The organism is Paraburkholderia sp. Clong3 (genome assembly GCF_050436485.1).
Lineage (GTDB): Bacteria > Pseudomonadota > Gammaproteobacteria > Burkholderiales > Burkholderiaceae > Paraburkholderia > Paraburkholderia tuberum.
The window spans coordinates 302,979-316,959 of sequence record NZ_JBNDMH010000003.1 but is presented as its reverse complement, the minus strand read 5'-3'; the positions used below and the strand labels follow the sequence as shown (position 1 = coordinate 316,959).

9 protein-coding genes, 1 tRNA gene and 1 pseudogene are annotated in these 13,981 nt (G+C 64.8%); 4 read left to right on the top strand and 7 right to left on the bottom strand.

Features of this window, described 5'->3' with window-relative positions; translation table 11 throughout:
* The first annotated feature begins 78 nt into the window (after positions 1–78).
* The 4 genes and pseudogenes from OKW30_RS24880 to OKW30_RS24865 all read left to right on the top strand — a co-directional run.
* Entirely contained in the window at positions 79–1,368 is a 1,290-nt protein-coding gene (locus OKW30_RS24880) for a c-type cytochrome (RefSeq protein WP_429347892.1), read from the top strand.
* Entirely contained in the window at positions 1,365–1,877 is a 513-nt protein-coding gene (locus OKW30_RS24875) for a (2Fe-2S)-binding protein (RefSeq protein ID WP_429347891.1), read from the top strand. Before OKW30_RS24880 ends, OKW30_RS24875 begins: the two co-directional genes overlap by 4 nt.
* Complete coding sequence (locus OKW30_RS24870; protein ID WP_429347890.1) at positions 1,874–4,138, top strand: molybdopterin cofactor-binding domain-containing protein; 2,265 nt, start codon at positions 1,874–1,876, stop codon at positions 4,136–4,138. The genes OKW30_RS24875 and OKW30_RS24870 overlap by 4 nt, the downstream gene beginning before the upstream one ends.
* An 84-nt stretch (positions 4,139–4,222) precedes the next feature.
* Positions 4,223–4,354 (top strand): annotated as a pseudogene (locus tag OKW30_RS24865) (oxidoreductase); the annotation flags it as partial.
* A gap of 262 nt (positions 4,355–4,616) precedes the next feature.
* On the opposite strand, the gene OKW30_RS24860 reads toward OKW30_RS24865, so the two are convergent.
* From OKW30_RS24860 to fdnG, 7 genes are all read right to left on the bottom strand, one after another.
* Positions 4,617–4,709 (bottom strand) — tRNA-Sec (locus OKW30_RS24860).
* 49 nt (positions 4,710–4,758) lie between these two features.
* Positions 4,759–6,672, bottom strand: coding sequence for a selenocysteine-specific translation elongation factor (selB, locus tag OKW30_RS24855; protein ID WP_429347889.1), 1,914 nt, complete (start codon positions 6,670–6,672; stop codon positions 4,759–4,761).
* A 13-nt stretch (positions 6,673–6,685) separates the two neighbouring features.
* Positions 6,686–8,134 carry an L-seryl-tRNA(Sec) selenium transferase gene (gene selA, locus OKW30_RS24850; protein WP_184073735.1) on the bottom strand — a complete coding sequence of 483 codons (1,449 nt, stop codon included), beginning with the start codon at positions 8,132–8,134 and terminating at the stop codon, positions 6,686–6,688.
* 46 nt (positions 8,135–8,180) lie between these two features.
* Positions 8,181–9,182, bottom strand: a complete 1,002-nt coding sequence (fdhE, locus tag OKW30_RS24845; protein WP_429292080.1) for a formate dehydrogenase accessory protein FdhE — start codon at positions 9,180–9,182, stop codon at positions 8,181–8,183.
* 124 nt (positions 9,183–9,306) lie between these two features.
* Positions 9,307–9,963, bottom strand: coding sequence for a formate dehydrogenase subunit gamma (locus OKW30_RS24840; protein WP_184038987.1), 657 nt, complete (start codon positions 9,961–9,963; stop codon positions 9,307–9,309).
* Positions 9,960–10,883: a formate dehydrogenase subunit beta gene (gene fdxH / locus OKW30_RS24835; RefSeq protein ID WP_184073737.1), complete on the bottom strand. Its 924-nt coding sequence runs from the start codon at positions 10,881–10,883 to the stop codon at positions 9,960–9,962. Before fdxH ends, OKW30_RS24840 begins: the two co-directional genes overlap by 4 nt.
* Positions 10,884–10,892: 9 nt before the next feature.
* Complete coding sequence (fdnG, locus tag OKW30_RS24830; protein ID WP_429347888.1) at positions 10,893–13,961, bottom strand: formate dehydrogenase-N subunit alpha; 3,069 nt, start codon at positions 13,959–13,961, stop codon at positions 10,893–10,895.
* Positions 13,962–13,981: the final 20 nt, after the last annotated feature.

Here is a 13,981-nt window from a genome sequence, read left to right as displayed (position 1 = left end):
GCATGACGCATCTCCCGGCCGCGCGCACAGCCTGTGCGTGCGGATTCTTCGATTCATGACTTCAGTGACAGGTACGTGATGACGCACAAGTCTGGACTGTTGGCGATGGGCGGCGTGATCGTCGTGGCCGCGCTAACCGGCGCGCTGCTGTTGATGTGGAAGCCCGCCATTGCCCCGGTCAATCCTCCGGCGCCTGCGTCGTTCGACACGCGGACGAAGCTCGCGGGCGCGCGCGTGGTGGCGCTCGGCGACTGCATTGTCTGTCACACCGCGAAGGGCGGCAAACCGTTCGCCGGCGGCCTGCCGCTTGCCACGCCGTTCGGCACCATTTACGCGACCAACATCACGCCCGATGTCGAAACGGGCATCGGCAGCTGGTCGCTCGAAGCATTCACGCGAGCTGTGCGTTACGGCGTGGCCCGCGACGGGCACTTGTTGTACCCCGCGTTTCCGTACATTCACTTTACGCGTATGTCCGATCGTGACATTGCCGCGGCCTACGCATACCTGATGACGCGCGAGCCGGTCAACGCGACCACGCCCGCGAACGAGCTAATCTTTCCGCTGAACTTCCGGCCTCTACTGGCCTTCTGGAACGTGTTGTTCCTGCATCCCGGCGAGCAGGTGGCAGGCGCGTCGAAAGACGCCGAGTGGAACCGCGGCAAGTTGCTGGTGGATGGCCTCGGGCACTGCGCGTCGTGTCATTCGCCGCTCAATATGATCGGCGGCGAAAAGTCGGCACACGCATTCGACGGCGGTATCGTCGACGGCTGGGAAGCGCCCGCGCTCAATGCGCTCGGCGCGGCGCCGAAGCCGTGGACCCAGGAACAGCTCGTGACCTATCTGCGCAGCGGCCGCGCCAGCGAACACGGCGCGGCGGCCGGCCCGATGCTGCCCGTCACGCGCGACCTCGCTACCGTGCCTGAAGAGGATGTGCAGGCCATCGCCACCTACATCCTGTCGATTCAGAAGCCGCAGCCGGCCGTCGCCGGTGTGTCGTCCAACGCAGCAGCGCAAGGCGAGAAGTCACCGGAGGCCCAGCGCGGCGCACTGCTGTTCGCGGCATCGTGCGCCCAGTGCCACGGTCCCGCTGCACCGATGCAATCGATTGGCGAGCGCCCCACGCTCGCGTTCAGCACCGCCATCAATGCAGCGACGCCGCGCAACGCGGCTCAGATGATTCTCAGCGGCAACGGCTGGCACGGCGAGGACAGCATGAACTACATGCCGTCCTTCAGCGAAATCTACAGTGACCAGCAGATCGCCGACCTGGTGTCCTATATCCGCGCGACCTATTCGCAGCGCGGCGAGTGGAAGGACGTCGAGGAAACGGTGGTCAAAGTCAGAAAGGAGAATAACGCGCGATGATCAACCTTACCGTCAATGGCGTGCAGCACGTGCTGGATATCGATCCGTCGACGCCACTGCTCTACGCACTGCGCAATGACCTGCACCTGCACGGCGCGAAGTTCGGCTGCGGTCTTGGACAATGCGGCGCGTGCACGGTGATCGTGGGCGACAAGGCTGCATTTTCCTGCCTCATTCCCGTGTCGTCGATCGGCAGCCGCCCCGTGCGCACGATCGAAAGTCTCGGCACGGTCGAACATCCCGGCCCGCTGCAGAAGTCCTTCATCGAACATCAGGCCGTGCAGTGCGGCTATTGCATCGCCGGCATGATCATGCGCGCCCAGGCCCTGCTCGAGCGCAACCCGCGGCCGACCGAGAATGAACTGCGCGAACACATGGAGCCGAATCTTTGCCGTTGCGGCACCCAAATGCGCATCCTCGCTGCGATCCGCGAAGTCGCGCACCTGCCCGCATCCGACGCTACGCCCACCCCGCCTCAAGGCGCGGTGACCCACGGAGGCACGCAATGAGCGTCAACGAAGACGATATTAACGAGGGACGCCGCCGCTTCATGATGTCCGGCGCGCTCGTGGTGAGCTTCAGTCTGTTCCCCGGTATCAAGGCCATGGCGCAGGAGGTGATCGCGGACGAAGGCGCTGCGGTACACGTGGCGAAAGCGACCGAAACGCTCGCGGGCAGTCTGAAGACCAATCCGTTCCTCGATGCATGGATCAAGATCGATCCCGCGGGCAAGGTGACTGTCTACACCGGCAAGGTGGAATTAGGCACCGGGGTACGCACCGCGCTGCTGCAGATCGCAGCCGAGGAGCTGGACATGGCGCCCTCGCTGATCACGTTTTTGACCGCCGATACGGGCGCCTCGCCGGACGAGGGACTCACGGCAGGCAGCCACACCATCGTCGACAGCGGCAGCGCCTTGCTGAACGCGTCTGCCCAGGTCCGCGGCCTGCTCGTCGATGCTGCGGCCAAACATTTCGGTGTCGAGAGCAGCGTGCTGACCGTTCAGGACGCCATCATCAAGGCGCCCGACGGCCGCACGATGACTTACGGTCAGGCGGTCGGCGCGGTGGATCTCCATCGCATGGCGACGCCGGTGTCGCCGTTGAAAGACCCAGCCAGATTCGTGACGATCGGAACGTCATTGCCGCGCCTGGACATCCCGGGCAAGGTGACGGGCGGCCCGAGCTATGTGCAGGACATGTCGATGCCGGGCATGCTGCATGCGCGAGTGGTGCTCCCGCCGGTCTATGCTGCGAAGTTGCTGAAGACCAATACGCCCGACATTCTGAAGATGCCGGGCGTCGTCAAGGTGATCAGGGACGGCAGCATGCTGGCGGTGGTCGCCAAAGGCGAATGGCAAGCGGTGCAGGCGCAGCGCGCGCTGGCCGCGGGAAGTCAGTGGAGCGCCGGACGCACATTGCCCGACCCGGCTGCAGTACACCGCGATCTGAAGACGATTTCCACGCAACACATCGAGATCGCGAATACGCACAATGCGGCCGGCACACCCGCCAAAACGCTGAGCGCGAAGTACACCAAGCGCTACATGATGCACGGTTCGATCGGCCCGTCCTGCTCAGTCGCGCAGTTCAAGGACGGCACCATGACGGTCTGGACGCACTCGCAAGGCGTCTATCCGCTGCGCGATGCGCTCGCCGAAATGCTGTCGCTGCCGAAAGAGAATGTGCGCTGCGTTCATGTCGAAGGATCGGGCTGCTATGGGCACAACGGCGCGGACGACGTAGCATCGCACGCCGCCTTGATCGCCCGCGAGATGGCGGGCCAACCGGTTCGTGTGCAATGGATGCGCGAACAGGAACATACCTGGGATCACTTCACACCCGCGATGGTCACCGAAGTGAGCGCGTCGCTCGACGCGAGCGGCAGCATCGTCAACTGGGACTACGCGCTGTGGAGCAGCTCGCACAACGAGCGGATCGTCAACGCGGGCCGGCTCCTTCCCGCGCGAATGCTGGAGAAACCGTTCGTGCCGGCGCCGTCGGTGCCGATGATGCAGCCCGAAGGCGGCGGCGACCGCAACGCGATTCCGCTGTACGCGTTCCCCAACATGCATGTGATGAACAACTTCTCGCCGACCATGCCGTTGCAAACGTCGGCGATGCGCTCGCTCGGCGCGCACATGAACGTCTTCACGATCGAGACGTTCATGGACGAGTTGGCCGCCGCAGCCGGCGCCGACCCCGTCGCGTTCCGGCTCAAGCATATGCAGGATCCGCGCGCCCGAGACGTGATCCGGCTCGCGGCCGAGAAATTCGGCTGGCCGCGCGCGCCGCGCAAGGCCAATCACGGCGTCGGCTTTGCGTTCGGCAAGTACAAGAACCTGATGTCGTATGTGGCGATGGCCGTGGAGATATCCGTGGTGCCCGAGACGGGCCAGGTGATTCTCGAACACGCCGAAGTCGCGGTTGACGCGGGGCAGATCGTCACCCCCGACGGCATCCGCAACCAGATCGAAGGCGGCGTGATTCAATCCGCAAGTTGGACACTCTATGAAGAATTGCGGTTCGACACATCTCGAATCCGCAGCTTCGACTGGAGCAGCTACCCGATCCTGCGGTATTCCGCCGTGCCGCGCAGTTTGAACGTGCATCTGATCAATCGGCCGGGTGCGCCCTTTCTCGGCGCCGCAGAAGCGTCGATGGGGCCGACCGCCGGCGCGCTCGGCAACGCGTTGTTCGACGCGACCGGAAAGCGCTTGCGCGACATGCCGCTGGGTGGCGATAGCCTGCGCCGGCTGACCGACGTTTAGAGAGCCCGCACGGCGCCGCCTGCAGCAACGGATGAATCTGCCTCGCGGACATAAGCACATGAAGTTTCTACAAGGAGCAAGCCAGTGATCATCGATCTATCGGGCAAGACCGCCATTGTGAGCGCGTCCACCGGGGGTATCGGCATCGCGATCGCTACTGGGATCGCAACGGCCGGCGCGGACACCATTGTCAATGGACGCAAACAGGAAGCGATCTGCATGTAGAGACCACCGCCGTCGGCGTAATGGCCCGGGGCCACCTCCTTCGCGATCCGCAGTGCGCTGAGCCGGTGCAACTGTCGTCCTGACATGATTCCCTCCTACCCACTTACCCATCTTCCTACCCATACTTCGTGTGTAAATTGTGTGGGACCTTACCGGAATCAGCAAGCACGCCGTTACCCATAAACCGCTTTAAAATCAGCGGCCTAGAGGACGTTTTCGGAAGATATCGGAATGCCCGGGAAGGCCTATGGGGCGGAAGGCAGCCGGAGTCGAACCGACCCGAGAGCGTCTGACGCCCTCAACTGGGTTTGAAGCCCAGCCGCACCACCGGATACGAATGCCTTCCTACGGTGATTGAATGACGCGTGCCCGATAGAAACAGACCGCCAGCCAGATCAAGGCAGATCGAGCCAGCGGCTATCCGTGCGCACGAGGTGCAGGCCGCGGTGGAAGCGAGTATACCCAACCCGGTCGAAGAACTCCAAAAGCTGGATCGCGCGTTTTCGGCCAAGCCCGGTCGCGTCGCGAAACGGCGCGGCCGCCACGGTGCCGCCGTTCTTGTGCGCCTCCGCCGCCGCGATCGACGCAAGTTCGCGAATCACCTGCTGGTGATAGAACAGGTCATGCACGACCTGGAACAGCTCGCCCTGACGCGCGAGCTTGCGCAGCAACTGACGCACGCGCTCCTCCGGCACACCGTGCGCGTTCGCGAGCTCGCGCACCCACGGCGGATCGAAACGCCCCGCCTCGATCTCGGGCAGTAGCGTCGCGGCAAGCGCCTGATCGGCAGCGTCGAGCGTCACGGCGTGGCCGGGCAAATGCAGCCACGGTCCGAGTCTGACGAGCTCGCCACGCGCCGCCGCATCGTCGACCAGCGCGCGCCACAGGGCGTCGTCGACCAGTGGCGCCGCGATGCGCCGCAAGCGCGACACGTCCGGGCCGAGTTCGTCGGGCGAGTGCTCGTGATATTGCGCGAGCGCACTCGTCAGGCGCCCCTCGAGCGCGTGCCATGTCGCGTCCGCGACCAGCAGCGCGTCATGGCCCGGCAGTTCGATCGTGCGTGTCGCGGCGGGCAACGCGAGCGCCGCCGCCGGCATCCCCGTGAGGCGCTCCAGCAACGCCCGCGACAAACCGTGCGGCGCGCGCGCGAACAGCGCGTCGAGTGAGCCGGTGTCGAGCAGCGTCTGCATCGCGTCCAGCCAGCCGAAGCGCTCCGGCGAGCGCCGCTTGCGCGCCGGAGCGAACGCATCGAGCACGTGCCCGCCGCCCACCGTGCGATTGGCCTGAGCGTTACGCACGACGAAGCGATCGCCCGGCACCGTGCACAGCGGCAGCTCGAACACGAGTTGCACGCGCGCGCGCTGACCGGGCGCGAGCGTGTCGCCTTCGAGCAGCGCGACATGCGCAACCTGATGCTGCGTGCCGAGATGCACGTGCAGCGGCTCCCAATGTTCGAGCGCGTGCGGCGCGTCGGCGAGCAGCGTCAACGCGACGTCGATGCGCTCGCTCGCTTGCGACAGTCGCGGATCGACGATCCAGTCGCCGCGCTCGATCGCACTTTTCTCGATGCCCGCCAGATTCAGCGCGCAACGCTGGCCGGCGCGACCGGTTTCGGCGGGGCGATTCTGCGCGTGGATGCTGCGCACGCGCACCGATTCGTTTTTCGGCGCGAGCAGCATCGTGTCGCCGACGCTCACGCTGCCCGCCACCACGGTCCCGGTGACGATCGTGCCCTGCCCCGCGAGCGTGAACACGCGATCGACGGCGAGGCGGAACAGGCCGTCGTCGCGCTTCATGCGCCATGCGGCGGCCTGCTCGTGCAGATGCGCGTTCAGCGCGGCGACGCCCGCATCGCCCGCGCGCGTCGCGCAGGTATCGAATACCGGCGCGTCGCGCAGCACGCTGCCAGCGACGAACACACTCACTTCATCGCGCACTTCGCGCAGGCGCTCGTCGTCGACGCGATCCACTTTCGTCAACGCGATTGCGCCGCGCCGGATGCCGAGCAGTTCGACGATCGCCAGATGTTCGCGCGTTTGCGGCATCACGCCGTCATCGGCGGCGATGACGAGCAGCGCGAAGTCGATGCCGCTCGCGCCTGCGGTCATCGTATGCACGAGCTTTTCGTGGCCCGGCACGTCGATCAGACCGAGCACGTCGCCGTTGTCGAGCGGTACGTACGCGTAGCCGAGCTCGATCGAAATGCCGCGCGCTTTTTCTTCCTTGAGCCGGTCCGTGTCGACGCCGGTGAGTGCCTTCACGAGGCTCGTTTTGCCGTGGTCGATATGCCCAGCAGTACCGACGATCATGCGTGCCCGTCCTTCAGCTGCTTTTCGGTTGCGCGATCAGCTGTGCGATCAATTGCGCTTCGTCGGCGGCTTCGAGGCAGCGCAGATCGAGCCGCAACGCGTCGTCCGCGATCCGGCCGAGCACCGGCCGCGCCATCTCGCGCAACTGCTTTTCGAGCGCGAGCAGATGACGGCCGCCGCGCTTGCCGTCGCTCATCCTGATGACGAGGCCATAGCTCGGCAGCACGTCGACGGGCAAGGCGCCGCTGCCGATCTGGCTGAACATCGGCTCCGCGGCCACGCTGTAGCGCGCGTCGATCGCCTGCTGTAACGCCGGTAACACGCGCTGCGCGGCGCCGTGAATATCTTCGGCGGGCCGCGTGAGGAGCCGTAGCGTGGTCAGCCGCTCCGTCAACTTCTCCGGCGCGCGATACAGCTGGAGCACAGGCTCCAACGCCGCGAGTGTCAGCTTGCCGACCCGCAGTGCGCGCTTCAGCGGATGCTTCTTGATCTTCGCGATCAGATCGCGCCGCCCGACGATCAACCCGGCCTGTGGGCCGCCGAGCAGCTTGTCGCCGCTGAACGTGACCAGATCGGCGCCGGCCGCGACGGTCTCGCGCACCGTCGGCTCGCGCGGCAAGCCCCATTCGGCGAGATCGACGAGCGTGCCGCTGCCGAGATCGACGGCGACCGCAAGCCCGCGCGCGTGCGCGAGCGGCGCGATCTCTTCGATGCCGACTTCCTTCGTGAAGCCGCTGATCGCATAGTTGCTCGCATGGACTTTCATCAGCAGCGCGGTACGCGCGTTGATCGCCTGTTCATAGTCCTTCAGATGGGTGCGGTTCGTCGTGCCGACTTCGCGCAGCTTCGCGCCCGCGCGGCTCATGATGTCGGGAATGCGAAACGCGCCGCCGATTTCGACGAGTTCGCCGCGCGACACCACCACTTCCTTCTTCGCCGCGAGCGCGGACAGCGTGAGCAGCACCGCGGCGGCGTTGTTGTTGACGATGGTCGCCGCTTCGGCGCCGGTCAGCTCGCAGATCAGATCGTCGATCAGATCGTCGCGGTCGCCGCGCGTGCCGGTGGCGAGATCGAACTCGAGGTTGGCCGGTTGCGTGAGCGCGCTCATCACGGCGCGCACCGACTCATCGGGCAGCAGCGCGCGGCCGAGGTTCGTGTGCAACACGGTGCCGGTCAGATTGAACACGCTGCGCAGCCGCGACGCGTTACGCGCGAGCAGCGCCGCGGCGACCGTCGCATGCAGCTGCGCGGTATCGAGCGCGCTCACCGCCGGGTTGGCCGCCGCATCGCCCGATTGCGCGCTGATGCGCCACGCATCGAGCGCGTCGCGCAGCGCGTTGAGTACCTGGGTGCGGCCGTATGCGCCGATGAGCGGCACGAATTCTTCCGACGCCAACACCTTGTCCACCGACGGCACGCGCGCCATCAGCGCGCGCAATGCCGAGCTGCTCACATCGCTCACGAGCAATCCTTATGTCGTTTTGAACTTGGCTCCGGTCAGGTCGCCGTCAGGCCGACTCGTCGCCCTCCGTTTCGGCCGCGTCGGCCGTCTGCTCCGGCCACAGCCATGGATGCGGCGACGCGCGCCGGTAACCTTCCGCGCCCATCAGCAGATCGAGCGTGAGGCTCGCGAGGTCGTCCGCGAATGGATCGAACTCGTAGTCCTTCGCCTGAATGCCGATCTTGCGGTAAGTATGGCATTCGTCGCACGACTCCGCCTTCAGCGCGGCGTTTTTCGATTCGGCCTCGCGCGCGGCTGCGTCGGCGTCGGGCGAGCCGGCTACCTGGTACGCGATGCCCTTCGTCGAATCGCAGTTCGAGCATTTGCTACGGACCATATGCCATTCGGTCGCGCACAATCCGCATTGCAGATAGCGATAGTTGTCGTACGCGCCGCCGATGCGCAGCGTGCTCGCCACCGGATGCGAGCCGCACACCGGGCACAGGCCCGGTGTGTCGAGGTACGGTACGGCGCGCTTGTCGATGTCGGCGGCGAGGTCGGTCCATACGACCTGCAGCGCGGCCATGATGAACGGCGCGCTCGCCGGATCGACGTCGGCGAAGCGCTGCGCGAAGATCGCGTCGGCCTGCGCTTCGAGCGCGGCGACGTCGAGCGAGCGCAGGCGCGCGAACAACGCCACGAGCGGCGGCGTCAACGGGGGACCCGCCGCTTCGATCCTGTCGAGCAGTTGTAGCAGCACGTCGCGCCACGCCGGATCGCGCGCGCCGGACAGCGCCGGAATCAGCGGCATCGAATACTGCTGCGCGCTCGCGATCAGCTCGGGGCTCGGTGGCTGGGCCTTGAAGTGCGCGAGCACCGCCTGCTGCGCATCGGCGAGCGCCGCCATCAGCCGCAGGTAGCCGGCGATCGGATTGCCGCGCGAGGCGAGCTGACGCAGGCGCGCGGCGCGCGGCGCGAACACCGCGAGTCGCTCGGGCATGCGGATGCGGGGTATTGCCGAGGGATCGAGCGACTCGATGTCGGCGGCTTCGAGAATGCGTTGAGTCAAGATATCGACCTCTGAAAACTGAAGGGCCGCCGCCCGTCATCGACGAGGCGCGGCGGCCCGGTGCGAGGGGCGCTGCGTGCGGCGCATTGAAACATGCGCTGGGGCAGCGCCGATTGAGCATACTTTACTTGCCGATGATTTCCCTGAACCAGTTTGGATGATGCTTGCGCGCCCAGCCATAGGTAACGGTGCCGCGCGTCATCGCACCTATGGAGCCCTTGACCCACAGCGCCGCATAGATATGTACGATGATGCCGACGATCAGCAGGAATGCCGTCACGGCATGCACGAGCGCCGAGAGCCGGATCACACCAATCGGGAAATAGAACGAAAAGTAGCGCCGCCAGATCACGATGCCGCTCAGCAACAGCAGCAGCATACAGATCACCATCACGAAGAACAGCAGCTTCTGCCCGGCGTTGTACCTGCCGATTGCGGGCAGGCGTTCCTCGCGATTGTTCAGCACGTCGCCGATCTGCTTCATCCACTGGATATCCGCCTGGTCCAGATAGTTGTGATGCCAGAAGCGCAACGCAAGAATCAGGAACGAGATGAACATCACGCAGCCGATGAACGGGTGCAGAATCCGCGTCCACTGCCCGCCGCCGAGTACCACGTACAGAAACGCCATCGACGGATGGAACAACGCGAGACCGGACAGCGCAAGCAGGATGAAACAGATCGCGGTGATCCAATGATTCGTGCGCTCGTTCGGCGTATAGCGCACGATCAGTCGGTTGCCCTTCAGGTCCGTGAAATCGGTGTGCTCAGAGTGGTTCATTGCGTACCCTCCCGCGAACGGCGTGCTTCTTCGGCTTCCTTGACGGCTGCGGCTTCGTCGGCCTCGGACACCTCGTTCGGGCCGACGCGCGTGTAGTGGAAGAAGCCCGCGAGCGCGGCGATCCCCATAATGGCGAGCCCGATCGGCTTGGCGATGCCCTTCCACAAGGAGACCAGCGGACTGATGCGGGGATCGTCCGGCAGGCCGTGATACAGCGACGGCCGGTCGGCGTGGTGCAACACGTACATCACATGCGTGCCGCCGACCTTGGCCGGGTTATACAGGCCAGCGTTCTGAAAACCGCGCTCCTTCAGATCGACGATACGGTCCTCGGCCTGCTGCTTCATGTCCTCCTTGGTGCCGAACATGATCGCGCCGGTCGGGCAGGTCTTCACGCAGGCCGGCTCCTGGCCGACCGCCACACGATCCGAACACAGCGTGCACTTGTATACGCGGCGATCCTGCTTCGACATACGCGGTATGTCGAACGGGCAGCCGGCGATGCAGAAGCCGCAGCCGATGCAGTTCTCCTGGTGGAAATCCACGATGCCGTTCGTGTACTGCACGATCGCGCCCGGCGCCGGACAGGCCTTCAGACAGCCCGGGTCCTCGCAGTGCATGCAGCCGTCCTTGCGGATCAGCCATTCGATATCGCCGGCGGAATTCTCGTACTCGGCAAACCGCATGACGGTCCACGAATGCTCGGTGAGATCGGGCGGGTTGTCGTAGACGCCCACGTTCACGCCGATCTCGTCGCGCAGATCGTTCCACTCCATGCAGGCCGTCTGACACGCCTTGCAGCCGATGCACTTCGACACGTCGATGAGCTTCGCGACCGTGCCCGTGGCCGGCTCGCGAATCACCGGCGGCTGCGTGGTGGTGGCCGAAACGCGTCTGATGTCCAGTGATTGCAGTGCCATCTCTTTTCCTTATGCCTTTTCGACCTTGACGAGGAACGACTTGAATTCCGGTGTCTGCGAATTCCCGTCGCCCACCGGGGGCGTCAGCGTATTGATGAGATAGCCCGGCCTCGCGACACCCTTGAAGCCCCAATGGAGCGGCAGCCCGACGGTCTGCACCTTCTTGCCTTCGATCATCAGTGGTTTGATCCGCTTCGTCACGACCGCGACGGCAACCAGGTGCCCGCGGTTCGAGCTCACCTTGACCCGGTCGCCGGCTACCACGCCGATCTCCTTCGCGAGGTCTTCGCCAATCTCGACGAACTGCTCGGGCTGGATGATCGCGTTCAGACGCGCGTGTTTGGTCCAGTAGTGGAAATGCTCGGTCAGACGATAGGTGGTCGCCGTATGCGGGAAGTTCTCGTGCGTGCCGAACGTGGCCATGTCGTCCGGGAACACGCGCGCCGCAGGATTGCTGACGACCAACTTGTTGTCCGGATGCAGCGGGTTGTAGCCGAGCGGCGTTTCGAACGGCTCGTAGTGCTCGGGGAATGGCCCTTCCACCATAGCTTCGCGCGCGAAGAAGCAAGCCACGCCTTCCGGATTCATGATGAACGGATTCATGCCGTCTTCGGGCGGCTCGTCGACCTTGAAGTCCGGAATGTCGGCACCCGACCACGTGCTGCCGTTCCACGCGATCAGCTTGCGCGTCGGATCGAACGGCTTGCCGCTGAGATCGCACGACGCGCGGTTGTACAGAACCCGCCGGTTCACCGGCCATGCCCAGGCCCAGTTCAGCGTGTTGCCGATGCCGGTCGGGTCCGAGTTGTCGCGGCGGCCCATCTGGTTGCCCGCCTGGGTCCACGCGCCGCAGAAGATCCAGCAGCCGCTCGAGGTCGAGCCGTCGTCGCGCAGCAGCGCGAAACTCGCGAGCTGCTCGCCCTTCTTCGCGAGCACCTTGGTCGTGTCCTTCGGATCGGTAACGTCCGCGAGCGCCTTGCCGTTGAACTCCATCGCGAGTTCTTCGGGCGTCGGGCTTTCCGGGTTCGCATACGGCCAGCTCATGTTCAGGATCGGATCGGGATACTTGCCGCCGTCCTTGCGATAAGCGTCGCGAATACGCAGCCACAGCCCCGCCATGATATCGAGGTCGCTCTTCGCTTCGCCGGGACCGTCCGCGCCCTGCCAATGCCACTGCAGCACCCGGCTCGAACTAACGAGCGAGCCGCGTTCCTCGGCGAAGCAGGTGGTCGGCAGACGGAACACCTCTGTCTGGATCGAGCCGCTGTCGACGTCGTTGAACGGGCCGTGGTTCTTCCAGAACTCCGACGTTTCGGTCGCGAGCGGATCCATGATCACGAGCCACTTCAGCTTGGCCAGCGCCGCGCCGTTCTTCGCCTTGAACGGCGCGGCGGCAAGCGGGTTGAAGCCCTGCGCGAGGTAGCCGGTCATTTTGCCCTGATTCATCAGCTCGAAGACCTGCAGCAGGTCGTAGGACTTGTCGAGCTTCGGCAGATAGTCGAAAGCGAAGTTGTTGTCGGCGGTCGCCTTGTCGCCCCACCACGATTTCATGAGGCTCACGTGGAACGCGCGATAGTTGCGCCAGTAGCTCAGCTGGTTCGGCCGCAGCGGCTGTTTGGCGCGCGTCGCGATGTAGGCGTCGAAGTCCTGCTCCGCTTCCATGGGCAGCGTCATGTAGCCCGGCAGCAGGTTCGACATCAGGCCGAGATCCGTCAGGCCCTGGATGTTCGAATGGCCGCGCAGCGCGTTCATGCCGCCGCCCGCGATGCCGATGTTGCCGAGCAGCAGCTGCACCATCGCGCCGGTGCGGATGATCTGCGAGCCGACCGAGTGATGCGTCCAGCCGAGCGCGTACATGATCGTGGCCGCGCGGTTCGGCACCGACGTCGACGCGAGCATCTCACACACGTGCTGGAACTTCTCCTTCGGCACGCCGCAGATTCTCTCGACCTGCTCGGGCGTGTAGCGCGAGTAGTGCTGCTTCATCAGCTGATAGACGCAGCGCGGGTCCTGCAGCGTCGGATCGACCTTGGCGAAGCCGTCATCGCCGCGCTCGTAGTCCCACGAGGCCTTGTCGTAGCTGCGCGTGTCGGCGTGGTAGCCGGAAAACAGGCCGTCCTTGAACGCGAAATCCTCGCGCACGATGAACGGCACGTCCGTGTAGTTCTTCACGTACTCGTGCTGGATCTTGTCGTTCGTCAGCAGGTAATTGATCACTCCGCCGAGGAACGCAATGTCCGTACCGGTGCGGATCTGCACGAAGTAGTCCGCGACCGACGCCGTACGCGTAAAGCGCGGGTCGACCACGATCAGGCGCGCCTTGCGGTGCGCCTTGGCTTCGGTGACCCATTTGAAACCGCATGGGTGGGCCTCGGCCGCATTGCCGCCCATCACGAGAATCACGTCCGCGTTTCTGATGTCGACCCAATGGTTCGTCATCGCTCCACGGCCAAACGTCGGGGCAAGACCTGCCACCGTCGGGCCATGTCAGACACGCGCCTGATTGTCGAATCCGAGCATGCCAAGACTGCGAACAGTCTTGTGCGTCAGATAACCCACCTCGTTGCTGCCGGCCGATGCCGCGAGCATGCCGGTAGTCAGCCAGCGGTTGACCTTCTTGCCGTCCGCGTTCGTCTCGACGAAGTTCGCGTCGCGGTCTTCCTTCATCAGCTTCGCGATGCGGTCTAGCGCGTCTTCCCACGAGATGCGCTTCCACTCGCTCGCCCCGGCCGCGCGGTACTCGGGATTGCGCAGACGGCTCGGGCTATGGATGAAGTCGATCAGGCTCGCGCCCTTCGGGCACAGCGTGCCGCGATTGACCGGATGGTCGGGGTCGCCCTCGATGTGGAAGATGCTCGTCTTCACATTCTTGGCCTCGTCGCCAAGACCGTACATCAGGATGCCGCAGCCCACCGAACAGTACGGGCAGGTGTTGCGGGTTTCAGTCGCACGCGACAATTTGTACTGACGGACTTCGGCCAGCGCGGGTGTCGGCGAGAAGCCCATCAGGGCCAGGCTCGATCCGGCAAGTGTCGTGGCAGAGACCTTCAGGAATTGTCGCCGAGTCATTTGCGTCATTGCATGGCCTCGGCTCTTTG

What these genes read in the sequence shown, in the direction of transcription:
- OKW30_RS24880 (WP_429347892.1), top strand. Translation starts at nt 79, where the DNA reads ATGACGCACAAGTCTGGACTGTTGGCGATGGGCGGCGTGATCGTCGTG.
- OKW30_RS24875 (WP_429347891.1), top strand. Translation starts at nt 1,365, where the DNA reads ATGATCAACCTTACCGTCAATGGCGTGCAGCACGTGCTGGATATCGAT.
- selB (WP_429347889.1), bottom strand. Translation starts at nt 6,672, where the DNA reads ATGATCGTCGGTACTGCTGGGCATATCGACCACGGCAAAACGAGCCTC.
- OKW30_RS24870 (WP_429347890.1), top strand. Translation starts at nt 1,874, where the DNA reads ATGAGCGTCAACGAAGACGATATTAACGAGGGACGCCGCCGCTTCATG.
- fdxH (WP_184073737.1), bottom strand. Translation starts at nt 10,883, where the DNA reads ATGGCACTGCAATCACTGGACATCAGACGCGTTTCGGCCACCACCACG.
- OKW30_RS24840 (WP_184038987.1), bottom strand. Translation starts at nt 9,963, where the DNA reads ATGAACCACTCTGAGCACACCGATTTCACGGACCTGAAGGGCAACCGA.